This window comes from Bradyrhizobium sp. 138, from assembly GCF_023074075.1.
Classification (GTDB): domain Bacteria; phylum Pseudomonadota; class Alphaproteobacteria; order Rhizobiales; family Xanthobacteraceae; genus Bradyrhizobium.
Window position 1 is genome coordinate 224027 of sequence record NZ_JADPKT010000070.1, and the last position, 24104, is coordinate 248130.

Annotated in this window: 25 protein-coding genes; 8 read left to right on the plus strand and 17 right to left on the minus strand. The window is 65.3% G+C overall.

The window, feature by feature from the left end; genetic code table 11:
* Position 1 precedes the first annotated feature (1 nt).
* Genes IVA79_RS23235 through IVA79_RS23255 form a run of 5 tightly spaced genes read right to left on the minus strand, consistent with a single transcriptional unit; the run spans position 2 to position 6094 of the window.
* Positions 2 to 1609, minus strand: coding sequence for an ABC transporter ATP-binding protein (locus IVA79_RS23235; RefSeq protein WP_247557067.1), 1608 nt, complete (start codon positions 1607 to 1609; stop codon positions 2 to 4).
* Positions 1606 to 2418, minus strand: a complete 813-nt coding sequence (locus IVA79_RS23240; protein ID WP_247557070.1) for an ABC transporter permease — start codon at positions 2416 to 2418, stop codon at positions 1606 to 1608. Before IVA79_RS23240 ends, IVA79_RS23235 begins: the two co-directional genes overlap by 4 nt.
* Positions 2415 to 3359, minus strand: coding sequence for an ABC transporter permease (locus tag IVA79_RS23245; protein WP_247557072.1), 945 nt, complete (start codon positions 3357 to 3359; stop codon positions 2415 to 2417). Before IVA79_RS23245 ends, IVA79_RS23240 begins: the two co-directional genes overlap by 4 nt.
* A 9-nt stretch (positions 3360 to 3368) precedes the next feature.
* Complete coding sequence (locus tag IVA79_RS23250; RefSeq protein ID WP_247557074.1) at positions 3369 to 4934, minus strand: ABC transporter substrate-binding protein; 1566 nt, start codon at positions 4932 to 4934, stop codon at positions 3369 to 3371.
* On the minus strand, positions 4934 to 6094 hold the full coding sequence (locus IVA79_RS23255; protein ID WP_247557075.1) for a C45 family peptidase: 1161 nt from the start codon (positions 6092 to 6094) through the stop codon (positions 4934 to 4936). The genes IVA79_RS23250 and IVA79_RS23255 overlap by 1 nt, the downstream gene beginning before the upstream one ends.
* A 67-nt stretch (positions 6095 to 6161) precedes the next feature.
* On the opposite strand from IVA79_RS23255, the gene IVA79_RS23260 reads away from it, so the two are divergent.
* Both IVA79_RS23260 and IVA79_RS23265 read left to right on the plus strand, forming a co-directional pair.
* Positions 6162 to 7109: a GntR family transcriptional regulator gene (locus IVA79_RS23260; protein WP_256465646.1), complete on the plus strand. Its 948-nt coding sequence runs from the start codon at positions 6162 to 6164 to the stop codon at positions 7107 to 7109.
* A 17-nt stretch (positions 7110 to 7126) separates the two neighbouring features.
* Positions 7127 to 8470, plus strand: a complete 1344-nt coding sequence (locus IVA79_RS23265) for an aspartate aminotransferase family protein (RefSeq protein ID WP_247557079.1) — start codon at positions 7127 to 7129, stop codon at positions 8468 to 8470.
* A gap of 110 nt (positions 8471 to 8580) precedes the next feature.
* Here IVA79_RS23265 and IVA79_RS23270 read toward each other — a convergent pair whose 3' ends face one another.
* From IVA79_RS23270 to IVA79_RS23320, 11 genes are all read right to left on the minus strand, one after another.
* Positions 8581 to 9510 (minus strand): dihydrodipicolinate synthase family protein, encoded by a 930-nt coding sequence (locus IVA79_RS23270; protein ID WP_247557081.1) that lies wholly within the window; start codon positions 9508 to 9510, stop codon positions 8581 to 8583.
* 9 nt (positions 9511 to 9519) lie between these two features.
* Positions 9520 to 10311 carry an amino acid ABC transporter ATP-binding protein gene (locus IVA79_RS23275; RefSeq protein WP_276577517.1) on the minus strand — a complete coding sequence of 264 codons (792 nt, stop codon included), beginning with the start codon at positions 10309 to 10311 and terminating at the stop codon, positions 9520 to 9522.
* Positions 10308 to 11039: an amino acid ABC transporter permease gene (locus tag IVA79_RS23280; RefSeq protein ID WP_247557083.1), complete on the minus strand. Its 732-nt coding sequence runs from the start codon at positions 11037 to 11039 to the stop codon at positions 10308 to 10310. The genes IVA79_RS23275 and IVA79_RS23280 overlap by 4 nt, the downstream gene beginning before the upstream one ends.
* Positions 11040 to 11058: 19 nt before the next feature.
* Positions 11059 to 11895: an ABC transporter substrate-binding protein gene (locus tag IVA79_RS23285; RefSeq protein WP_247557085.1), complete on the minus strand. Its 837-nt coding sequence runs from the start codon at positions 11893 to 11895 to the stop codon at positions 11059 to 11061.
* Between the two features lie 122 nt (positions 11896 to 12017).
* Positions 12018 to 12320 (minus strand): DUF4286 family protein, encoded by a 303-nt coding sequence (locus IVA79_RS23290; RefSeq protein WP_247557087.1) that lies wholly within the window; start codon positions 12318 to 12320, stop codon positions 12018 to 12020.
* A gap of 16 nt (positions 12321 to 12336) precedes the next feature.
* The gene (locus IVA79_RS23295) at positions 12337 to 13287 is read right to left on the minus strand and encodes a dihydrodipicolinate synthase family protein (RefSeq protein ID WP_247557089.1); all 951 of its coding nucleotides are present in this window, start codon (positions 13285 to 13287) and stop codon (positions 12337 to 12339) included.
* Entirely contained in the window at positions 13284 to 13715 is a 432-nt protein-coding gene (locus tag IVA79_RS23300; protein WP_247557090.1) for a MaoC/PaaZ C-terminal domain-containing protein, read from the minus strand. The genes IVA79_RS23295 and IVA79_RS23300 overlap by 4 nt, the downstream gene beginning before the upstream one ends.
* Positions 13716 to 13718: 3 nt before the next feature.
* Entirely contained in the window at positions 13719 to 14126 is a 408-nt protein-coding gene (locus IVA79_RS23305) for a MaoC/PaaZ C-terminal domain-containing protein (RefSeq protein WP_247557092.1), read from the minus strand.
* Between the two features lie 11 nt (positions 14127 to 14137).
* Positions 14138 to 15301, minus strand: coding sequence for an acyl-CoA dehydrogenase family protein (locus IVA79_RS23310; RefSeq protein ID WP_247557095.1), 1164 nt, complete (start codon positions 15299 to 15301; stop codon positions 14138 to 14140).
* Positions 15298 to 16488: a CoA transferase gene (locus tag IVA79_RS23315; protein ID WP_247557097.1), complete on the minus strand. Its 1191-nt coding sequence runs from the start codon at positions 16486 to 16488 to the stop codon at positions 15298 to 15300. The genes IVA79_RS23310 and IVA79_RS23315 overlap by 4 nt, the downstream gene beginning before the upstream one ends.
* A gap of 16 nt (positions 16489 to 16504) precedes the next feature.
* Positions 16505 to 17413 carry a dihydrodipicolinate synthase family protein gene (locus IVA79_RS23320; protein ID WP_247557202.1) on the minus strand — a complete coding sequence of 303 codons (909 nt, stop codon included), beginning with the start codon at positions 17411 to 17413 and terminating at the stop codon, positions 16505 to 16507.
* Positions 17414 to 17597: 184 nt separating this feature from the next.
* On the opposite strand from IVA79_RS23320, the gene IVA79_RS23325 reads away from it, so the two are divergent.
* The 6 genes from IVA79_RS23325 to IVA79_RS23350 all read left to right on the plus strand — a co-directional run bounded on the left by IVA79_RS23325 (position 17598) and on the right by IVA79_RS23350 (position 23197).
* The gene (locus tag IVA79_RS23325) at positions 17598 to 18683 is read left to right on the plus strand and encodes a LacI family DNA-binding transcriptional regulator (protein ID WP_247557099.1); all 1086 of its coding nucleotides are present in this window, start codon (positions 17598 to 17600) and stop codon (positions 18681 to 18683) included.
* Positions 18684 to 18686: 3 nt separating this feature from the next.
* Entirely contained in the window at positions 18687 to 19055 is a 369-nt protein-coding gene (locus tag IVA79_RS23330; protein WP_247557100.1) for a tautomerase family protein, read from the plus strand.
* Positions 19056 to 19066: 11 nt separating this feature from the next.
* Positions 19067 to 20209, plus strand: coding sequence for an acyl-CoA dehydrogenase family protein (locus tag IVA79_RS23335; RefSeq protein WP_247557103.1), 1143 nt, complete (start codon positions 19067 to 19069; stop codon positions 20207 to 20209).
* A 4-nt stretch (positions 20210 to 20213) separates the two neighbouring features.
* Entirely contained in the window at positions 20214 to 21797 is a 1584-nt protein-coding gene (locus tag IVA79_RS23340) for a CoA-transferase (RefSeq protein ID WP_247557106.1), read from the plus strand.
* A gap of 9 nt (positions 21798 to 21806) precedes the next feature.
* Complete coding sequence (locus IVA79_RS23345; RefSeq protein WP_247557109.1) at positions 21807 to 22289, plus strand: MaoC family dehydratase; 483 nt, start codon at positions 21807 to 21809, stop codon at positions 22287 to 22289.
* 71 nt (positions 22290 to 22360) lie between these two features.
* Positions 22361 to 23197: an ABC transporter substrate-binding protein gene (locus tag IVA79_RS23350; RefSeq protein ID WP_247557111.1), complete on the plus strand. Its 837-nt coding sequence runs from the start codon at positions 22361 to 22363 to the stop codon at positions 23195 to 23197.
* Between the two features lie 55 nt (positions 23198 to 23252).
* Here IVA79_RS23350 and IVA79_RS23355 read toward each other — a convergent pair whose 3' ends face one another.
* Entirely contained in the window at positions 23253 to 24071 is an 819-nt protein-coding gene (locus IVA79_RS23355; RefSeq protein WP_247557114.1) for an IclR family transcriptional regulator, read from the minus strand.
* Between the last annotated feature and the right edge of the window lie 33 nt (positions 24072 to 24104).

The following is a 24104-nucleotide window of genomic DNA, read 5'->3' on the forward strand; positions in this document are numbered from 1 at the left end:
TTCAGCCCGAGGCACGCTCCGCCGTCGCCCCGGCGAAATCCAGGACCGGCGCGGCGGCGAGCAGCGCCTTGGTGTAGTCATGCCGGGGGCGATCGAACACGTCGTCACGCGAGCCCTGCTCGACAATTCGGCCGCCCTGCATCACCACGACGCGGTCGGCGACCTGCTCGACGGCCGCAAGATCATGGCTGATGAACAGACAGGCAAAACCGTATTGCGCCTGCAGCCGCTCGAACAGCTTGAGCACCTGAGCCTGGATGGTCATGTCGAGTGCCGATACCGGCTCGTCGGCCACGACGAAGGCCGGCTCGCGCACGATGGCGCGCGCGATCGCAATGCGCTGCCGCTGACCGCCGGACAGTTCGTGCGGCCAGCGCGCAGCCAGACCTGCTAGCCCGACCTCCTCCAGCATCGTGTCGACGCGCCTGTCGCGCTCGGTTGTCGTGAGTTGCGGCACATGACGCAGCGGCTCGGCGACGATCTCGCCGACGCGCATGCGCGGATCGAGCGAGGAATAAGGATCCTGGAACACGAGCTGCGAAGCCAGGCGGAAGTCGCGATCGATGGTCGCGGTCACGTCCCTGCCCCTAAACCTGATCTCGCCGCCCGAGGTCGGGATCAGCCGCAGCATGGCGCGGCCGAGCGTGGTCTTGCCCGAACCGCTGCCGCCGACCACGGCGACGGTTTCACCCATGGCGATGTCGAGATCGACGCCATTGACGGCGGAGACGCCGTTATCGCGGCGGAACAGCCGCTGCCGCCCGGCAAAGCCGACCTTGAGCCCGCGCACGCTGACGAGAGGCTCGCCGCCCTGTCGCGCCTTGGTCGTGGCGCCGCGACGCGGCAGGGCCTCGACAAGACGCTTGGTATAAGCTTCGCGCGGCGAAAACAGGATCTGCCGCGTCGTGCCGGTCTCGACCATCTTGCCCTGGCGCAGCACCAGCGCGCGCTGCGCATAGCGCGAGACCAGGCCGAGATTGTGGGTGATCAGCATCACCGACGTGCCGTGATCGCGCGCGAGCCCGACCATGAGGTCGAGCACCTCGCGCTGAGTCAGGGTATCCAGCGCCGTGGTCGGCTCGTCCGCGATCAGCAGCTTTGGCTTCAGCAGCATCACCGAGGCCAGCATGATGCGCTGGCGCATGCCACCGGAGAATTCGTGCGGATAAGCGTCAAACGTCCGCTCGGGATCACGGATCTGCACGCGCGCCAGCATGTCGAGGCAGCGGCGCCGGCTTTCGCGGTTGCCAAGCCCTTCGTGCAGGCCGAGTCCTTCCGCCATCTGCGCGCCGACGCTGATGGCGGGATTGAGCGAAACCATCGGCTCCTGGAACACCATGCCGACAATAGGACCGCGCAGCGTCCGCATCTGGCGCGCAGAGACATTCGCAAGGTCGATGCCGTCGAGCACGATGCGACCGCCGGCCGTGCGCAGCCCTGGCGGCAAAAGGCCGAGCACGGCGCGCGCCGCCGCCGTCTTGCCGCTGCCGGATTCGCCGACGATGGCGAGGAACTCGCCCCGGTCGACGGCAAAGGACAAATCCTCGACGATCGCCGCCGTGCTGGCAGAGACCTCAATGCGCAGATTCTCGACCGACAGCAGCGTCATCCGTGCGCCATCCTGGGGTCGAGGCGATCACGCAGGGAATCGCCGAGCAGGTTGATGCCGAGCAGCGTCAGCGCGATGCAGAGGCCCGGCGCGATCGAGAGCCAGGCGGCGGTCTCCATGAACGGACGGCTCGCTGCCAGCATGTTGCCCCAGGTCGGCGCCGGCGGCGGCACGCCGAGGCCGAGGAAGCTCAGCGCGCTCTCGGCGAGCAACACCCAGCCGAACATGCTGGTCGCGAGCACCGCAACCGGCGCGATCGCGTTCGGCATCACGTGACGGAACATCGAATAGGCTTCAGAATTGCCGATGACCCGCGAGGCCTCGACATATTCCTTCTCGCGGATCGACAGCACGGTGCCGCGCACGACGCGGACCACCGAGGGGATGTAGGCGAGCCCAAGCGCCAGGATCAGCCCGGCCTTGTTGGCGCCGACCACGATCATCACCGCCAGCGCCAGCAATATGCCGGGGAACGCCAGAAGCGCGTCGTTGATCGCCATGATGATACGATCGACCCAGCCACGGATGTAGCCGGCCGCACAGCCGATCACCATGCCGGCAGTCACCGCAAGCAGCACCGTGATCAGGGCAATCACGACGCTCGCGCTGGCCCCGACCATGATGCGGCTGAGCACGTCGCGGCCGAACTCGTCCGTCCCGAACCAATGCAGTGACGACGGCGCCTGCAGGCGCGCGCGCAGATTGATGCGTAGCGGGTCGAACGGCGTCCAGAACGCACCGGTGAGCGCCGCACCGAGCAGGAGCGCGATCAAGGTACCGCCGATTGCGGTATTGGCGCGCATCCTCATGCCACCGTCACCCTCGGATCGAACAGCGGATAGCAGAGGTCGACGACCAGATTGACCACGACGTAGATGACCGCCGTGAACAGCAGGCAGCCCTGCACCACGGGATAGTCGCGGGCGAAGATGGAATCGACCAGGAGCCGGCCGAGACCGGGCAGCGTGAACACCGTCTCGATCACGGCGATGCCGCCCAGCAAATGTCCGAGCACGAGGCCGATCAGGGTCCAGGTCGGCGCAAACGCGTTGGGCAGCACGTGGCGGGCAAGGACGCGCCATTCCGGCACGCCCTTTGCGCGTGCGTGAGTGACATATTCGAGCCTGAGCACCTCGATCGAGGCGGCGCGCGCCATGCGCGTGAGCACGCCGATCTCCACCATGGTCAGCGTCGCAATCGGCAGCACGATGAAGGTCGCCGCCTGCCAGAAATTCTCCGCGAACGGCACATAGCCGATCACCGGGAGCCATTTCAGCTTGAGGCCGAACAAAAGCAGCAGCAGCAGGCCGAGCCAGAAGCTCGGGATAGACAACAGCAACGTGGCGCCGCCGACGACGGAGAGATCGAGCAGGCTGTTCTGCTTCCAGGCCGCGACGAGGCCGGCGGGAACCGCGATGCAGGCGGCGAGGCCGACAGCCACCAGCACGATGACGGCACTGACTTGGAAGCGATCGAGGATCAGCGGCAGCACCGCAAGGTCGTTGGTGATGGAGTGGCCGAAATCCCCGGCCGCGAGCCTGGCGATCCAGTGCATGAACTGGACCGGGATCGGCTGGTCGAGCCCTAGCTGGGCGCGGAGCTGCGCCGCCTGCGCGGGATCGGCGGCATCGCCGAGCATCACCTGAACGGGATCGCCCGGAATGAGCCGGACCAGCGCAAAGACAGCGAGGGCGACCAACAGCAGCGTCGGGATCGTCATGGCCAGCCGTCTTGCGAGGTAACTCAACATCCCGACGCCCTACTCGACCGTGACGCCCCAGAAGCGCGGTTGCGGATAGAGCCAGCCAGCGTAGCCCTTGATGCCCTTGCGCAGCGCCGTCAGCTCGGCGCCGTTGAACAGCACGATCATCGGCACATCAGTGATGAAGCGCCTGTGCATCTCGTCGAACAGCACCTGCCGCTTCACCGCGTCATCAATCATCATCGACTGGCGCAGCATGTCCTGCGCCTCTGGATTGTCCCAAACCTTGCGCGGCTGCGCCGCCTTCGGTCCGGTCAGCATCTCGAAGCTTAAGGAGGGATCGAGCCGCGCCGAATAGGTAAAGGCCATCGACTGGTAGTCGCCGCGATTGTAGCGGTCCAGCTGCGCCGCCCAGTCCATCACCTCGAGCTCGATATTGATGCCGACGGTCTGCGCCATCGCCTGCACCAGCACGGAGGAATCGAACACGAAGCTGTAGCGCTTGTTGGTGATCATCTTGATCGGCTGTCCGCGATAGCCGGCTTCCAGCAGCAGCTTCTTCGCCTCCGCAATGTTCTGCGTGTAGCCGTGCGACTGCGCCTCGCTGTAGAAGGGGCTGCCGAGCGGCAAAGCGGAATTGTTCGCCCGCGCCGTGCCCAACATCACGGCGTCGACGATCTGGACGGTATCGATGGAGAGCGCGATGGCGCGGCGGATCCGCACGTCCTTCAGCAGCGGGTCTTTGGTCTGGAACAGGATGCCGGTGAGGCCGAGCGCGGGCGTGATGCTGAGCTGCACGTCGGAGCGAGTCTTCAGCTCTTCGAGATCGGGGATCGACAGGCTCATGATGACGTCGAGCGAGCCGCTAAGCAGTCCCGCCTTCGCCGCAGAACTGTCCGGGATCACGTTGAAACGCACACGATCGACCTTCACGTCCTTGGCGCCGGTATAGCCGGTGCGCGGTTCGCCGCGCGAGACATAGCCGTCGAAGCGGACGACATCGACATATTGTCCCCGCTTCCACTCGGCGAGCTTGAACGGACCGGTGCCAACAGGGGCGATCCACTTGCCGTCCGCCCCGACGGAATCGCGGTGGATGATTGCGGTCTGGCCGCAATCGGGCCGTGCCAGGGTCGGGAGAAACAAGGCGGTCGGCTGATCGAGAGTGATGGCAACAGTCTGTGGATCCGGTGCCTCGATCTTCTCGATCCGTGCGATGCCAGTGGAGCTGAATTCAGACAGGCAGCGCCACTGCGTTGCCGGGTCGAGCCAGCGCTTGAGTGACCAGACCACGTCGTCCGCGGTCATGGCCGCACCGTTGTGGAATTTGACGCCCTGGCGCAGGCGGAACGTGTAGGTCTTGCCTTCGTTCGAAACGGTCCAGCTGTCGGCCAGCATCGGGCCGATCGCCGTGTCGTCACGGAAAGCGACAAGGCCCTCGACCACATGCGCGATCACGCCGTCGGTGTTGGCGTCGCGATTGGTGCCGGGATCGGTCGAGCGGATGTCGGCGTTCAGCCGCGTCCGCAACAATGTCTCGGCGCCGGCTCTTCCCAGCATGGCCAACAGGGCGAACGCGGCCAGACCGACCGCCCATGCCGGCGATGGCCGACGCCGCCGCATCACGCTGCCCCCGCCGCGGCCGACCGCTCGTACGCCGCGCGCCCGATTTCGTCGATCTCGAGCCGGTACTCGGCGAACTCGCGGTTGAGCGCCGGCAGCGGCGCCGCCTGCATCAATCCGCTCGCCGGCTCCATCAGGATCATCGCCACGGTGGCGCTGAGATTGTTGCTGAGGTTGCGACGCGGCGGACGGCAGACGGACCAGGGATAAGCGAACTCGTCGAACAGGGCGCTCTTGACGGTGTCGAAGGTGATGCTGCCGATGTGCGGCTGGAGCAGATCGCGGACGCGAATGTCGCGGTAGAGGCTGTCAGGCGTGTTGAAGATGCCCGTGTCCTTCAGCTTGCTGAGCGCGACGGGGCTGAGGAAGTTGTTGGCGTGGACCAAAAGGCCATTCTGCGGATGCACCTGGAAGGTCTCGTCGGGGGCGCATTCGAAGTCGATCGCGACGCCCTCGCGGTGGCTGACGATCATGTTGTTGGCCGCGGACTTCTGGGTGCAGTAGACGGTGCGCATGGCGAGCGCGAGATGCTCGTTCTCCAGCACCTTGCGGCGGATCAGAGCGAGCGGCACACCGACCCGGCGATAGTCGCGGTCGCTTTCGAGATAGTTTGCCGTGATCGCGATGCCGACGGCATTGAAGCCGCAGCGGCCGAGCGCGCCGGCCTCGGTGAAGGTCATGAGGTCAGGACCGTCGTCGCGCAGCACCTTCAGCACCACCGCCGTCTCGGCGCATTCGCGCTTCCAGTCCCAGTTCTGGGCGTGGATCAGGCGGCCGCTGGCGGCCGCCTGCGGCATCACGACGACGCCGGTGCAGCCATCGGGATCCTCCGGCGTCTTCAGGCGCGCGCGGATCGCCGGGTTTGCAAGCTTGATGATCTCGGTACGGGCGTTGAGCAGGACGACGTCCTCGAACGGAACGTCGGCGCCCTCGGCGATGCCGCGCATCTCCTCGATATAGCTCGGATCAAAATCCTCGATGACCGGCAGATATTCCCGCACCAGTTCGGCAACTCCCTTGGAGTCGAGCGAGAGCTCCTTCAGCTGCGCGAAGTAATGCGTCGTCCCCTTCTTGATGCGGCCTGCCGCCTTCTGCCCGTACTGACGGCCACGCTCGCGCGGAGGACCGGAGACTTCGATCAGCGGAAAGGGTTCGACCATGGGACGCCAAATTCCTTCTTGAAGTTCCTTTTGCTTTCCCACGAAGCTTAATGTATTTTGTGATGACATGAAACAAAAATTTTCGACCGCGAAATCCGCCGTGGAAAGAGCGTCGCCAAGCCGGCTGCAGCGGGAACTATCGGCCGGGATCATGGACCTGATCCGGAGCGAAGGGCTCGCGCCCGGCACGCGCCTTGCCGAAGTCGCGCTTGCCGAGCGCCTGCAGGTCTCGCGCACGCCTGTGCGCGCTGCGCTGAAGCTGCTGGCGCGGCGCAAGCTCGTGCATGCCGGCGCCAGCCGCGGCTATTTCGTCGCTGAGGCCGCCCCCGCCGCGCACAAGGCACCGCCAAAGCCAAGCCCCAACGATACCGACCGGCTGTTCCTCGCCATCGCGCGCGACCGCCGCGCCGGCCGGCTGCCGGAGGACGTTTCCGAGCGCGACCTCATGCAGCGCTATGACGCGACACGGCCGATCGTGCAGCGCGTACTCAGCAAGCTTGCGGAGGTCGCCGCGGTCCAGCGCAAGCCGGGCCATGGCTGGCGCTTCCAGCCGACGCTCGCCGATACGCAGGCGCGCGACGAGAGCTATCGCTATCGTCTCCTGATCGAGCCGGCCGGCCTGCTCGAGCCGGGCTTCAAACTCGATCCGGCCTGGGCTGCCGAGATGCGCCGCCGACACCAGGAGATGCTGGCGATGCCGTGGAGCGACACCGCCAGCATCGCGCTCTACGAGATGAACGCGGCCTTCCACGAAGGCCTCGCCGCCGCATCGGGCAACCGCTATCTGCTGGTCGCGGTTCAGCAGCAGAACCGGCTGCGGCGCTTCGGCAATTACGACTGGACCTTCGGCCATCAGCGCGTGATCGTGAACTGCCGCGAGCATCTCGCCATCCTCGACCAGCTCGAAGCGGGCCAGAACGAGGCCGCGGCCGCGCTATTGCGCCGGCATCTCGAAGGCGCAGCAAGGCTCAAGCGCACCCCGGCCAATTCCAACACGCCATCCAAAGCCTCCTGACGTTTGCAAGAGTTGCCATGACCATGAAGGCCTTTTCCTCCAACAGCCCCCTCACCCGCGAGGCCATGGAGCCGTTCTGGCTGCCGATGACGCCGAACCGCCAGTTCAAGTCGAAGCCGCGCATCTTCGTCGGCGCCGAGGGCATGCACTACATCACCGACGACAACAGGCGCATTCTCGACGGCATGGCGGGGCTGTGGTGCGTGAACGCAGGACATGCGCAAAGGCGCATCGTCGAGGCGATCCAGGCGCAAGCGGCGAAGCTCGACTTCGTCTCCTCGTTCCAGATGAGCCATCCGGCCGCATTCGAGCTCGCTCGCCGCATCACCGAGATCGCGCCAGAGGGCCTCGACCACGTCTTCTTCACCAATTCAGGCTCGGAGTCGGTCGACACCGCGCTGAAGATCGCACGTGGCTATCATCGCGCCCGTGGCGACGGCAGCCGCATCCGCTTCATCTCGCGCGCAAAGGCCTATCACGGCATGGGGTGGGGCGGCCTGTCGGTCAGCGGCATCGTCCGCCACCGCCGGGATTTTGGCCCGCTGCTCCCGGAGGTCGATCACCTCCCGCATACGCATAATCCGGAGCATGCGGCGTTCTCGCGCGGCCAGCCGCAATGGGGCGCGCATCTTGCCGACGAGCTATCGAAGCTGCTGCAAGTCCACGATCCCTCGACCATCGCCGCCGTCATCGTCGAGCCCGTCACCGGCTCCGGCGGCGTGCTGCCGCCGCCGGTCGGCTATCTCGAGCGGCTGCGGCAGATCTGCGATCAGCACGGCATTCTCCTGATCTTCGACGAGGTGATCACGGGCTTCGGCCGCCTGGGCGCGGCGTTCGGCGCCAACGCCTTCGGCGTGACGCCCGATATCATCACCTGCGCCAAGGGCATGACCAACGCCGCCGTGCCGATGGGGGGCGTCGTCGTCAGTGGCAAGGTCTATGATGCGTTGATGCAGGGGCCGGACAACGCGATCGAGCTGTTCCACGGCTATACCTATTCGGCGCATCCGCTCGCCTGCGCCGCCGGCCTTGCCGCGCTCGACGTGTATCAAGACCTCCGCCTGTTCGAGCGGGCGCGCCACCTCGCGCCGGTGTGGGAGAACCATGCGCATGGCTTGCGCGACCTCCCCCACGTCGTCGACATTCGCAACATCGGGCTGCTCGCTGCAATCGACTTGAAGCCACGCGAGGGCGCGCCGGGCGCGCGCGGCGCCGAGTGCGCCAACCGCTGCTACGAGGACGGCATCCTGATCCGCAGCAGCGGCGATACACTGCTGATCTCGCCGCCCCTGATCATTACCGAGGAACAGATCGCCGAAATCTTTGCTGCCATCGGCCGTGCATTGAACAGCATCAGCTGACGGCCGACCTCCTGCATGATGGCGCTCCAGTCACCGCCCGATAGCCTCCCGATCGTGGGCCGGCGAGGTTGAGTGGCTCCTCCACGACCGGCCAGTCCGTTCTTCGCGCCTTAGAGCGCGCCGGCGATCCGCAGTGCCTGGCCGAGCGCCTGCCGCTCGCCTTGTGTCGCCGGCGGCTGCGGTGGCCGTGCCACGTCGCATGACAGACGCCCGAGCAGTTTCAGGCAGGCCTTGAGCCGCACCGTCGCACGCCCGCCCGGCGCATCGCGGTAGATCGCGACCGCAAGCGGATACAGTTTCTCGTGCACCGTGCGCGCCCGCTCCCAATCGCCCCCCTCCGCCGCCATCCAGAGGCTGACCACGAGCTGCGGCACGACGCAGGCGAGGCTGACCTGGCTGCCGGCCGAGCCGACGAGGTAGCTCGTCAGCAGGTGCTCGTCGCCGGAGCCGAGCACGACGAAGTCCGGCCGTAGCTTGCGAATCAGCTTCAGATTCTGCTCGTAAGTCGCGACCTCCCAGCTCCCCTCCTTAATCGCGACGAAGCGAGGGTCGGCGATGAGCCGCTCCAGCAGCGGCGGCGCATAGGCCATGGCACCCGCACCGACAGGTGCGGCGTAGAGCATCAGCGGCACGCTTGTGGCATCGCGGATGCGGCGGTGATGCTCGATCACGCAATCATCGGCGTGGCCGAGCGCCCAGCTGTTGGGTGGAAACACCAGCAGCCCCTCCGCGCCAGCCTGCTCCAGCGCCGCCGCCTCGCGCGCCGCCTCCAGGCTCGATTCATGATTGACCCCGGAGACGATCAGGCAGTCCTTCGGCGCGTGCTGACGCGCCAGCTCCACCACGCGCCGCTTCTCGGCCAGCGACAGCACGAAGTTCTCGCCGGCGTGGCCGTTGACGAGGAGCCCATTGATTCCAGGTGTAGATGCCACCGAGGTGAGATGACTTGCGAGCTGCGCCTCATCGACCTCGAAATCGGGCGTCATCGGCACGATGGTGGCGGCGTGAATGCCCCGCAGGCGGTCGCTGAATGCACGCATCTTGGTCGATCAGTGAATGATCTGGTCGAGGAACGTTCGCGCCCGCTCCGACTTCGGATGCTTGAAGAACTCCTCCGGCGCAGCCTGCTCGACCACCTTGCCCTCGTTCATGAACACGATGCGGTCCGCGACCTCGCGGGCAAAACCCATCTCATGGGTCACGCACAGCATGGTCATGCCCTCTTCCGCAAGCTTCTTCATGGTCTCCAGCACCTCCTTGACCATCTCGGGGTCGAGCGCGGAGGTCGGCTCGTCGAACAGCATGATCTTGGGACGCATGCACAATGCGCGTGCGATGGCGACGCGCTGCTGCTGACCGCCGGAGAGCTGCCCGGGGAATTTCTCCGCCTGGTCCGGAATCCGGACCTTGGTCAGGAAATGCATGGCGAGATCCTTGGCTTCGGATTCACTCATGCCGTTCGCGGTCATCGGCGCCAGGGTGCAGTTCTCCAGCACCGTCATATGCGGGAACAGATTGAAGCTCTGGAACACCATGCCGGTGTCCCGCCTGACCGCATCAATGTTCTTTCGCTGATGATCGAGCTCGACGCCGTTGACGTAGATCAGCCCTTCATCGTGCTTCTCGATGTGGTTTATGCAGCGAATGAGCGTCGATTTGCCCGAGCCGGAGGGACCGCAGACCACGATCTTCTCGCCCTTGGCGACCTTGAGATCGACCTCGTTCAACGCGGTGAAGTCGCCATAGTGCTTGTAGACCGCCTCCATGCGGACCGCAGGCACCTCACGGAGCTGCGGCTGCACTGTCGCACCTTCGGTCCCAGCCATCGATGTCTCGCTCATGCCCGGGCCTCCACGCTCGCCTGCGCGACCGGCGCGCTCGCTGCGACCCGCCTGGTTTTCACGGCACTCGATCGACCGAAATGTTTCTCCAGCCGGCGCTGAACCGCATCCCAGACCGACGTGAGGATCAGGTAATACGCTGTTGCAGCCGCATAGACTTCGAGGATCTGGAAATGCTCCTGCATCAGCATATCGCTGCGACGCATCAGCTCCTCGACCGAGATCACGGAGGCCAGCGAGGTCGCCTTCAGGAGGGAGTTGATGGAGTTGCCGAGCGGCGGGATCATCAGCCGGAACGCCTGCGGCAGGGTCACGCGGCGGAACGTGACCCAGGGCGACAGACTAAGCGCCCAGGCGGCCTCGCGCTGCCCCGCCGATACCGCCATGAAGCCGCTGCGCACGATCTCGGCGAGATAGGCAGCCTCGTTGAGGATGAGGCCGACCAGCGCGCAGGTGATCACGCTGAACTTGATGCCCAGCTGCGGCAAGCCGCTGTAGATCACCACCAGCTGGATCAACAGCGGCGTGCCGCGAAAGAACCAAATGTAGAAGCGCGCGGCACCCGCGAGCACCGGATTGGACGACATGCGCAACAACGCGATGCCCATGCCGAGGACCAATCCGCCGACGACCGCCGCCACCGTCAAGCCGATGGTGACGAGCACTCCCTTCATCAGGAAGTAGTTGAAGAAGTAGCTGACGGCGGCCGTCGGACTGAAATGGCTCATCGGCTCGTCTCCGTAGGTATCAGGCCGGACCGGGGCCGGCGATCGCGAGCGGCTGGTCGGCCGGCATGGCGGTCAAGCCGAACTTGTCGAACAGTGCTTGGTAGCTGCCGTCGGCGCGCATCGCGTTGAGCGCCTTGACGACGGCATCGACCACCGTCTTGTTGCGGAAGCCCAGCGTGGTGCGCGCGGTGCCGAGGCCGCTCAGAACTTCCTTGACGCGGCCGCGGCCGGTGAGATCGCGCGCCACGCTATCGACGAGCAAAGCGTTGTCGACCTGCCCCGCCAGCAGCGCGCTGACGACGTTGGTCGCGGTGGGGAACGTCCGCATCTCGACGGCTGCGCCGCCTTTCGCCACGCTGGCATCGCTAAGCTTCTTGAGCCAGTTCATCTGGTAGCTGCTGACCTCGACGGCGGATGATTTTCCGATCAGATCATTTTCGGTAGCAATTTTTGTGCCGCTGTCGGGTGCGACCACGACCGAGATCGCCTGAATGGCATAAGGTACCATGTACATCAGCTTCGAGCGTTCCTCGGTCCAGAACATGCCAGTATTGACGCCGTCGATGCGCGCTGCGCCCAACGCAGGAATCATGGCCGGAAAATCCATCCGGACGAGTTCGACGGGAAGACACAACCGCTTGCCGAGCTCGGCGGCGAGCTCGACGTTGAGGCCTTGCAGCTGACCATCCTTGTCGACGAATTGCTGCGGCGGATTAGTCGGGTTGATGGAAAGCTGTAATTTCCCGGGCGCGATCAGATTGTCGTCGGTGATCGCGGGCGTACAGGCGGCGTGCACCGCATTGGATGCGAGAACGAGTGCTGCGGCCGCACTCAGGCGAAACAATGTCGAGACCATGGTTACCTCCAGTAAGACGCCAATGAACCGATGCAGTCCCTCTCTCGGGATTCCCCTCAACGTTTCTTGGATGCGACCTGCCTGATCTCGCGACACGGCAGGCGGCATCGTCTTCGACCTGCTCAAGCCGGTCCCGACATCGGCCTGAGCTGAATGCGCATGAAATTCTTGATCAGGGATTCGAACGGACCAAACCCCTTCACCTTCAGGAACTCCGGCGTCTCGAACGCCCATCGCCCCGCGACCTCGTACATCGCGGCATATTTCGGCCCGTCGCCCACCGAGACGAAGCGCTTTGCCGAGAGCCAGCCGGGACAGGCGAGCAGATCAGGAAAATGCTTCTGCTCGTACCAGGCGTTGAACGCAGCCTCGTGCTCGGGATCGATGTCGACCCGCACGATATGCATGAAGGCTTCGTCCGGCATCGGCTCGTCCCTCATGCTAAATGCTGATGTCGCCGGCCGCGCGCGCCGCGCCGACAGTGGCTGCTATGACATCGCAGAGCGCGGGCAGAACCGGGAGCAGCGGCGGCCGCGGATCGGCGTTGCGGATCAGGCCGAGCGACCTGAGCCCGACCTTCATGCGCGTGTGCATGTCCATGATCGGCGCAGGCCCGTAGATGGCGCGGACGATCGGATAGAGCCGCTCGTTGACGGCACGCATCGCCTTGAGATCGTCGGCGAGAGAAGCCTGCCACAGCGCGACGAACAGATCCGGCGCGAGGCTGACGAGGCCGGAGAGAATACCGTCGCCGCCGACGGCAAGCTGAGGCAGGAACCAGTTGAAGTTCGACGGCAGGACCGCGACGGAAGGATCGGCCTGCTTCACCGCTCGCCGGTTCTCGTCATAGGCCAGCATGGTGTCGCTGCCCTCCTTGATGGCGATGACGCTGTCGAGCGTGGCGATTTTGGCCAAAGTCTCCGGCGAGTAGCCGAAGCCCGACGCGAGCGGGTACTGGAAGATCGACACCGGAATTCCGATCGAGGAGCTGACTGCCTGCACGAAAGCCACCGGCGCGCGCGAGGTCGCCGAGGCGCCGCCGCCGAGCGGCGCGGGCGGGAACAAGACGGCGCAATCGGCGCCGGCAGCTTCCGCGAGCCGGGCCTGATGGATCGCTTCCGCCGTCGAATGCGCGATGATGCCTGAAAGCAGCGGCTTGGCGCCGATCTGCCGGCGCGTCCGCTCGATCACGGCCTGACGCTCGTCTTCCGAGAGCGAACCGCCCTCGCCCGCGTGGCCATTGACGAACACCGCCGCCACTTCGTCTGGGCACGCGCAATAGTCCAGCACGCGGGAATAGCCGTCCCAATCGATCGAGCTGTCGTCCCTGAAGGGCAGCACGGTCGCGACCGTGACGCCGCGCAAATCTGGCTTCCTCTTCGTCTTACTCATGACGGTTTCCGTCGCGGGAATCTCAAGCTCGCGCGCGCCTTCAGCACCTCGAGGCCGCCCTCGTTGCGCGCGCTCGCCTCCCAGATGATCGTGCGGGTCTCGTCGTGCTGCTCGGCGATCCAGACGTCGAAGGTGAGCGTGTCGCCGTAGAACACGGGACCTGTGAACCAGAACCGGTCCTCCACCGACACGCCGATGGTGCCGACCAGCTCAGAGGTGAGAATGCTGGTGCAGAGGCCGGCAACCATGATCCCCGGCGCCAGCCTGCGGCCAAAGCGCGTCGCCCCTGCGTAGACCTCGTCGACATGAACAGGGCCGAAATCGCCGGTCGCGGCGATGTAGAGCGCGCCATCGGCCTCGGTGATGGTCTTGCTCAGGCTGACCCTGTCATTCACCTTGAGATCGTCGAAGGATTTCGGCTCGTACATGGCTCAGCCCTCTGAGAAGGGAACCAGCGTTGCAGTGCCGTCAACCACGGTCGTGCCAGACGGTAACAGTGTGCAGGTGACCCGACAGACTGCGTCATCGCCAGCGACCGAGACGATCTCGGCCCGGGCTTCGACGGACTCGCCAACGATCACGGGCACAGCGAAATTCAGCGCGATGCTGCCGATCCGCCGCGTCGGTCCGCCGAGTTGGCTGAGGCACGTCGTGGCAAGACCGCCGACGGCGAGCTCGAAGGCGACCATGTTGGAGGCGCCCGCCTTCTTGGCACGGACGGCATCGACATAGAGACCGCCGAGATTGCCGCTGATGCCGGTGAACATCGCCTGCTCGGCGACCGTCATGGTCTTACGAAAGGCGAAGGCGGCGCCGGGCTCGAGAGGTGCGTGAGACATGGGTCGCTTCCCTACAGCTGCAAGCCGTTCTTGATGGTGCTGCGCGCGACCAGCATGCGGTGAATCTCGGAAGTGCCGTCATAGATGCGGGTGACCCGAGCGTCGCGGTACATACGCTCGAGCGGCAGGTCCTTGCTGAAACCCATGCCGCCGAACACCTGGATGGCGCGGTCGACCACGCGGCCCTGCATTTCCGACGCCGCGACCTTGATCATCGAGACCTTGTCGCGCGCATCCCTGCCCTGATCGATGTCCCAGGCTGCGTTCATCACCATCATCTTCACGCCGAAAATCTCGATGGCGGAATCGGCGATCAGCTTCTGCACCATCTGGAAATCGCCGATCAGCTGGCCGAATTGGCGCCGTTCGCCGGCGTGCCTGCGCATCATCTCGAGCGCGCGCTGCGCCATGCCGACGGCGCGCGCGCCGATATGGGCAAGCCGGATCTGGAGCACGCTCTGCATGATCAACTTGAAGCCGCCACCGATCTCGCCGAGCACGGCCGCCTTCGGGATGCGGCAGTCCTCGAAGCTCAGCTCGGCATGGCCATAGCCGCGATGACCCATCATCGGCTGGGTCCGCGCCACCTTGAAGCCGGGCGTGCCGCGGTCGACCAGGAACAAGGTGATGCCGCCGCGGGCGCGCTTGTCCTTGTCGGTCAGCGCCATCAGGATCACATAGTCGGCGATGTCGCCGTCACTGATGAAATGCTTGGTGCCGTTGAGCACCCACTGGTCGCCGTCAAGGTGTGCCGTCGTGCTGATCGACGCCGCGTCGGAGCCGGCGCCCGGCTCGGTGATCGCCATGGCGCAGATCTTGTCGCCCTTCACCGTGGGTAGCAGATAGCGTTCGACCTGATCGCGCTTGCAGGCCATCAGCATCGGATAGACCTGGCCGAACACGCGGCGGATCAGCGCATCCGAGGTCTTGCCGAACTCTTCCTCGACCAGACAATGCTCGACGCAAGTTAGTCCGCCGCCGCCGACGTCCGCCGGCATGTTCATGGCGTAGAGGCCGAGCTTCTGCGCCTTGGCCTTGGTAATGGCCAGCGCCTCCGGCGGTACCGCGGCCGTCTGCTCCACGACGTCCTCGAGCGGCTGCACCTCCGTTTCCACGAAACGGCGGACCGTATCGACCAGCAGGCGCGTCTCTTGCGGCACGGAAAAATCGATCATCGCGCCACCCCGACAGCCTTCCCGGCGACCATCGCGTCGATCTCCGCGGCGCCGTAGCCGATTTCGCCGAGCACTTCGCGGGTCTGCGCACCGAGCCGCTGCGGCACCAGCCGCACCTCGGGCGTCCGGCCGTCATAGCGCGCGGGATGCGCGACCATCCGGATCTCCGCGCCTCCCGCACTCTGGGCGCTCATGAACACGCCGAGATGATTGAGCTGGGGATCGGACTCAAGGTCGCGATAGTCTTGTACCGGCGCATGCCAGATCCGCGCGGCTTCAAGTGAGGGCAACCAATCGACGGTCGACTTCTCTTTCAGCCTGACAGCAACGATCCGCGTGATCTCCTCGCGCTTCGAAAAACTGTCGGGGTCGCCGAACTGCTTGAGCGCTTCGCTCTCGAGCGCGACCGCGAGCGCCTTGGGCGAGGCCATCGAGATCGCCATATGGCCGTCGGCCGTCGCATGAATGCCGTAAGGCCCCGGGCTGAACCAGGCCGCGATGCCGGCGGGAGCGCGTGACGTCGGCGACGGCGCGCCGTTCAGCCAGGCGGTCAGCGGCTCGACCTGGAGATCGAGCGCGGCCTGATAGAGGTTGACCTCGACGAGCTGCCCCTTCCCGGTCTTGGTCCGGGCAAACAGCGCCGCAAGGATGCTCATGGCATAGAGCGAGGCGGCGTGCTGATCGACGATGACAGCGCCGACCGCCGTCGGCTCGCCATCGGCGTGGCCGGTCCGCATCGCAAGACCCGACATCGCCTGGAGCAGAAGATCCTGGCCGGGCCGATCTTTGTAGGGCCCTTCCGATCCGAAGCCGGTCGCGACCGCATAGATCAGGCCGGGGTTGATCGCCTTGAGCGTGTCGTAGCCGAGACCGAGCTTGGCCATCGTGCCGGGACGGAAATTCTCCATCACGACATCGGCGGTCGCCACCAGCTTCTTCACCGCGGCAATGCCGTCGGGATGCTTGAGATCGACCGCGAGGCTGCGCTTGTTGCGCCCGGTCGCCAGATGATTGACGCTGTCGCCTGCGACGAAATGATTGGCGACAGCCCAGTTGCGCTGAAACGCCCCTTCGATCGGCTCGACTGCGACGACGTCGGCGCCGAGATCGGCAAGGGTCTGCGCGGCAAGCGGGCCCGCGAGGTAGTGATTGAAGCTGAGAATCTTGACGCCGTCGAGCAGGTTCATCCGTTCATACCTCAGTTCAGGCAGCCGCAACTGGCGCACCGCGCCACGCGAGATCGAACGTCTTGACCAGGGCACGTGCGGCCGCATCCTGCGCGACCGGCAGCGGCAGGCGCGGCGGGCGCGGGTTACCGGCTGCAAAACCCATATGACCGAGCAGCGCCTTGCTGCCGGCAACATAGGCCTGGCCGCCGACGAATTCGATCACCGGCAGGTATTTGAGATAAAGCTCACGCGCTTCCTTGATCGCGCCGTGATCGACGACAAGGCTGAAGATGCGCGCCATCTCGGACGGCACCACATTGGAGGCCACGGCCACCCAGCCCTGCGCCCCCTCGACGAAGGATTCGAAGCCGAGGATGCCGCCGAACACCGTCATCCTGTCGCCGCAGAGGCGGATGATGTCGCGCACGCGCGTCACCTCCAGCGTCGACTCCTTGATATAGAGACAGTTGTCGATTTCGGCGATGCGCGCCACGAGTTGCGGCTTGAGATCGACATTGGCGGTTGCCGGATTGTTGTAGACCATGATCGGCAGCGCGATTGCGTCGGCCACCATCTTGTAATGATGGACGAGCTCGTCGTCGGTCGGCGTCGAATAGAACGGCGGGATGATCATCACGCCGTCGGCGCCCAGATTTTCAGCACGGCGACTGAGGCGCACCACCTCGCGCGTGTCCTCCGCACCGGTGCCGATCAGCACGGGCACGCGCCCCGCGGCCTGGCGAATGACGACTTCGGCAACGAGCGCCTTCTCGTCATCGTCCATGGACAGGAACTCGCCGGTCGAGCCGAGCGGGATCAGCCCGTGAATACCTTCCGCGATCTGCCAGTCGACGAAGGCGCGCAAGGCCGCAACATCAACCTCGCCCGCCGCCGTGAACGGGGTGATCATGACGGTGTAGGTGCCGCGAAACGTCTTCATCAGGGAACTGCCGGGCACGCGGGTGGATTCAGACGATGGATGCCGTCTGCGGAATATCCGCATGCCTTATGCAATCGTTTGCATAAATGGCTCTGCATTGGGCAACACCATCCATTTTTTGAGCTTGATCAGCGCAGAATAAGCTCATAGCGTTTCTGCAATCGTTTGCAGTTTATCGGCAGGTTGGATGAGCGTCACGCTCAAAGATGTGGCACAGGCGGCCCGCGTTTCAGTCAGCACCGCGTCCCGGGCGCTGACGGGAACCGGCCTGACCAGCGAGCGTACGCAGCAGCGCCTGGTGCGCATCGCGCGCGAGCTCGGCTATCGGCCGAACCCGATCGCGCGGGGCCTCAAGACCGGGCAGTCGCGGCTCGTGGCCCTTCTCGTCCACAATCTCACCAACGCCTCGTTCCAGGTGATGGCCGAAGTGGTGCAGGCGCGCCTGAAGACGCTGGGTTATCAGATGCTTCTGTGCATCGGCGGCGACGATCCTCAGCAGGAGAGCGACACCCTCACCACGCTGGTCGACCACCGCATCGACGGGCTGATCGTGGTGCCGACCGGCAAGAACGGCGCTCAGCTCGAGACGCTCTCGAAGGACGTGCCCATCGTCTGCCTGGTGCGGCGCGATGACGCGACCGATCTCGAGACCGTGCTCGCCGACGACCCGCAAGGCGCTTATCTGGGCACGCGTCATTTGATCGAGCTCGGACACAAGCGCATCGGGCTGATCGTGGGCCGCCAGGACACCACGTCGGGCCGCGAACGGTTGTCCGGCTATGTCCGCGCCCTGCGCGAGGCCGGCATCACCAGGGACGACACATTGATTCATGCGGGTCATTTCGTGCCGGAGACCGGCGCGACCTGTGCCCGCAAGCTGCTCGATCTCCCCCGTCCTCCCAGCGCGATTTTCGTCGCCAATCACGAAGCAACGCTCGGCGTGCTGCGCGTCACGGCGGAACGGAACATCGTCATTCCCGACGATCTCTCGCTGCTCTGTTATGAAGACATGCCGTGGTTCGAATGGCATCGCCCGGCCATCAGCATCGTCGACAACGGCGCACGGGATCTTGCCAATCTTGCCGTCGACCGGCTGCTGCATCGCATGGACGCGAAGGGCAACGGCAATGATGGCGTCCGCGAATATCGCGTCGGCGCCAAGCTGATCAAGCGCGACTCCTGCCGCCAGATCGACGCCCCGCCTCCAGCGAGATCCGGCAAGTCCAAATCGTCCTCATCCAAATCATCTGCGGCCAAATCCGCGAAGGTCTGATCGATGCCCTATGTCGAAGTGCTCGCCCCGCAAGTCCCAAAGCAGCGCAAGGCCGCGCTGGCGCGCGCGGTGACCGACGGCCTGATGTCGGCCTTCGGCGTCACCGCAGATGCCGTTACGCTCTTTTTCCTTCCCATTGCGGCTGATGATTACGCCCATGCCGGCGCGATGGGAACTCAGGAGCTCGGCCAGCGCATCCTGCTCAAGGTCCACGCCTTCCGCCGCAGCGAGGCCGAGCGCCGCGCGGCCGCCATTGCACTGACCCGCGGCGTCTGCAGCGCCTATGGCGTGCCCGGCGACGACGTCGCGGTCTATTTCCTCGATCGCGACCGGAGCGAAGTCTCACACGATTCCAAGCTCGCCAGCGACTGACGGAGCACGCCATGGACCGCTTTTACACCCAGGACCAGAAGGCGCTCCGCGACACCGCCCGCCGCTTCGCGGAAGCGCAGATCCTGCCGCGTGCGGCCGCGATCGACCGCGAGGACCGCTTCGACCGCACACTTTATAAGGGCATGGCCGATCTCGGCCTGTTCGGCATCTGCCTGCGCGAAGGCGCGGGCGGCGCCGGGCTCGATGCGGTCGCGGCCTGCATCGCGATGGAGGAGCTGGCGCGCTGCTCCGGCGCGGTCGCCAATGCTTTTGCTATTCCCGTCGAGGCGGCGCTGTTCTTCGACCATCACGGCACCGACGCGCACAAGGAGCTGATCCCCGGGATTCTCAGCGGCGACATCATTCCCGCCACCGCTGTCTCGGAGCCCGACCACGGCTCCGACGTCGCGGGCATTCGCACCAATGCGGTGCGTGACGGCAATGGCTGGCGGCTCAACGGGACCAAGGCCTGGGTCACGCTCGGCGGCGTCGCCGACCGGATCATGGTGTTCGCTCGCACCGGCAGCGAGGCGGGCCACCGTTCCATCTCCTGCCTGCTGGTCGACGGCGCCCTCCCCGGCATCGCGCGCGGCAAGAACGAGGAGCTGCTCGGCATGCACGGCCTCGACGACTGCCAGATCATCTTCTCCGACGTGTGCCTGCCCTCGGACAGCGTGATGGGGCCGGAGAACCAGGCCTTCAAGATGGCGATGAGCAATTTCAACTTCAGCCGGCTGATGATGGCCTCGATGGCACTCGGCATGACGCAGGCCGCGTTCGAGGACGCGACGACCTACGCAAAGGACCGCAAGCAGTTCGGCCAGGCCATCATCGGCTTCCAGGCGGTGCAGTTCATGCTCGCGGACATGTCGACCGACATCGCCGCCGCGCGCCTTTTGATCCACCATGCCGCGCGCCTGCACGATTCCGGCGAGCCGATCGCCAAGGAAGCGGCTCAGGCAAAGCTGTTCACCACCGACATGGCGATGAAGCACGTCTCCAACGCGCTGCAGATCCACGGCGGCAACGGCTATTCGCGCGAGTACCGGATCGAGCGCATCTTCCGCGACGTCCGCCTCGCCCAGATCTACGAAGGCACCAACCAGATCCAGCGGCTGATCATCGCCCGCCAGGTCGAGAAGGAGGCCGCGTGAGGGCATGCTGAGCATCATCACTGCGGCAGAGGCCGCCGGCCTGATCCGCGATGCCAACACACTGATCGTCGGCGGCAATGGCGGCACGGGTGCAGCCGAAGCCATTCTCGACGCGCTGGAACGGCGCTTTCTCGGCGGCCAGGGCCCGCACAATCTGACGCTGATCAACATCACCGGCGTCGGCGCCGTGACCGAGAAGGGCCTCTGCCATCTCGCCCATGAGGGCCTGATCGCGCGGGTGATCGGCGGCAATTTTGGCCTGCAAGTGCCGTTCATGCGCCTCGTCCGCGACGAGCTGATCGACGCCTACAATTTCCCGCAAGGGGTGATGAGCCAGCTCTGCCGCGCCATGGCGGCGAAGCATCCCGGCGTGCTGACCCATGTCGGGCTCAACACCTACATGGACCCGCGCCAGGATGGCGGGCGCATGAACAAGCGCACCGCCGCGCCGCTGGTCGACCTGCTCGAGCTGCACGGCCAGTCGTGGCTGCTCTACCGCGTTCCCGCCCCGCCCGACGTCGCGATCATCCGCGGCACCTCGGCCGACGAGGACGGCTATATCAGCATGGAGCACGAGGGCACGACGCGCGAGGATCTCTCGATCGCGCAGGCTGTGCACAATGCCGGCGGCACCGTGATCTGCCAGGTCAAACGCATCGTGAAACGCGGCTCGATCCATCCGCAGATGGTGAAGATTCCGGGATTCCTGATCGACCACGTCGTGCTCGAGCCCGAGCAGATGCAGACCTACGGCACAGTCTACGACCCGGCGCGCTGCGGCGAGACGCGCGTGCCAGTCGCGATGATCACGCCCGATCCGCTCACCGAGCGGAGGGTGATCGCCCGCCGCGCCGCCTTCGAGCTGCGCCCGCGCGATGTCGTCAATCTCGGCGTCGGCATCTCCGCGATGATTCCCAATGTCGCGGCCGAGGAAGGCATCTCCGACCTGATCACGCTGACGGTGGAATCCGGCGTAGTCGGCGGGGTGCCCGGCCATGCCCGCGAGTTCGGCACCGCCATCAATCCGCGCGTCATTCTCGATCAGGCCTATCAGTTCGACTTCTACGACGGCGGCGGCCTCTCCTGCGCCTTCCTCTCCTTCGCGGAGGTGGACGAAGCCGGCAACGTCAACGTCACTCGCTTCGGCGAGCGCCGCGACGGCTCCGGCGGCTTCATCGACATCACCCAGAATGCCAAGCGGCTGATCTTCAGCGGCACGATGACCGGCGGCAAATTCGACATCGGCGTCGAGAACGGCCGCCTCGCGATCCGGCGCGACGGCGCCTTCCGCAAATTCGTGCCGCAGGTTGGCCAGATCAGCTTCAGCGCCTCGCTTGCCGCGCAGCGCGGCCAGCAGGTCAGCTACGTCACCGAACGCGCCGTGTTCGAGCTGGAGAACGGCGGCGTGACCCTGACAGAGATTGCGCCGGGCGTGCGGCTGAACGAGGACATCCTCGCCCACTTGGGTTTTAAGCCGCGCATCAGCCCGCAGTTGAAGGACATGGACCCGCGCATCTTCCGCTCCGGGCCAATGGGGATTGCGCAGAGTTTCAAGACGTTGCCGGCGCGGCCACGGAAGGTTGCCTGAGGGATCAGCATGAAAGCCAGCGGCCCGATCAATCTCTGTTACGAAGATATCGCGCTCGGCACGGAGTTCGAGACAGCCGTGCACACCGTGACGGAATCCGACATCGCCGCCTTCGCCGACATCACGCGCGACCATCATCCGCTACATCTCGATGATGCTTATGCGCGCTCCCGCGGCTTTCCTGCCGTGATCGGCCACGGTCTGTTCGGCCTGTCGCTGATGGAAGGGCTGAAGTCGGAATTGAAGCTGTACGAAGAGACCTCTGTCGCCTCACTCGGCTGGGACGAGGTGAAGTTCAGGGCGCCCATCGTCGCCGGCGATACTTTGCGCGTGCGCTTCCGCTTCGTCGAGAAGCGGCCGACCAAAGACCCCCGGCGCGGCATCGTCATCGAGACGCTCGACCTCCTCAACCAGCGCGACGAGATGGTGACTGCGGCCCGCCACATCTCGCTGATCCTGACCCGGCAAGCCAACGCGACGGCGGCCGATTGACGCGACAATGAAGAAGAATTCGGACCGGAGAACGGATCCTCTGCCACCCACGATTTGATCGGAGTATTCAGATGCGATTTCCCAAGACCTTCTCCGCCCTCGTTCTCCTGGCTGGCCTGACGCAGGCCGCCGGTGCCCAGACCTGCACACCGAAAGTGCCGGCCTCGAGCCTGATCGAATCGCCCAAATGGCAGATGTCGATCAACCCGACGCTGCCGCCGCAGCAATTCGTCGACGACAAGGGCGAGCTGCAGGGCCTCAATGTCGAGCTCGCCCGCGAGATCGCCAAGCGCGTCTGCGTCGAGGCGGTGTTCCTGCGCATGGACTTCCCGCCGATGATCCCGGCGCTGCGCTCCGGCCGCTTCGACGCCATCAACACCGGCCTGTTCTGGACCGAGGAGCGCTCGAAGATGCTCTACCTCGTGCCCTACGCACAGCAGGCGATCAGCATCTACACCGACCCCTCCTCCAGCCTGAAGCTCGAGAAATTCGAGGATCTCGCTGGCCGAGTGGTGGGCGTGGAATCGGCGACCTACACCGAGCGCAAGGCGCGTGAGTTCAGCACGGCAATGGAAGCCAAGGGCCTGAAGCCGGTCGAGCTGCGCACCTTCGCCACGGTGACCGCGACTTCGGCGGCGCTGCGCGCCGGCCAGCTCGAGGCCGCGCTCAACATCAACGAGACCGCAAACTCGCTCGAGCAGAAGGGCATCGCCAAGATCTGGGTTCGCGACATCGCCGGCACCGACATCACCTTCGCCTTCCGCGACAAGCAACTCGCCCAGGCCGTCGCGGATGCTCTCACCGCGATCCGCGCCGACGGGACTTATGACAAGCTGTTCGACAAGTTCGGCATGACTAAGCTGAAGGCGACGACGTTCGCCATTCGCGGCGACGGGCCGACGAATTGACAAGCTTGCGCTGCCTCATATGTGGCAGCGCGCATACGACGGACCCACTGCATTCTCAGAACGAGCCCGCATGTTGCGCCGGCCTGCGCAAGGCAACGTCAAACGGATTGATCTTGGTCGCCAGCGCCTCGGCCTCGCGCCTCAGCACCTGGACCACGGTCGGCAAACGCTCCGCGTTCAGCCGTTCGACGGTGGTGCCGATGCTGATCGCGGCGAGCGGCCGCCCTTCGCGGTCAAGGATCGCAACGGCGACACCAGCCATGCCGGGCAGGAGTCCCGTCCCGCGCGCAGCGTAGCCGCTCTCCCGCACCTGCTCGATTCCCTTGCGGAAGAACACTTCGTCGAACGGACCGAAATTGAGCAGACGCGGCAGGTTGAAGCGGATCACCTCCTCACGTTCCGCTTCCGGCAGGTGAGCAAGGATGGCCATGCTACCTTGCCCAACTCCGAGGATCACCTTGCCGCCGATATCGCCGGTAAAAGAGCGGATCGGCACTGGTCCCTCACAGCGATCGAGACAAACCGCATCATATCCGCTGCGCACCAGCAGGAAGACCGTGTCGCCTAACGAGGCGGATAGCCGCAACAGCGTGGGCCGGCAAACCTCGCGCAGATTGCCGGGGTTTCCGGCTCGCGCGGCAAGCGAAAAGAACTCGATGCCGAGTCGATAGTGCTTGTTGCGTGCATCCTGCTCCACCAGGCCCTCATCGACCAGCATGCGCAGCAATCTGTGCGCGGAAGCCGGCGTCACGCCGGCCGTCTCGGCCGCATTCGTCAGCCGCATCCCCCCGCCGCCGCTCGCGGCCAGCGCGCGCAGCAAGGCGACTGCGCGCGGCAGACTTCCAGACGGCCCGCCACCGGAAACATCATCCATCAGATGAAATACTCCCCCGAAGGACGGCACCAT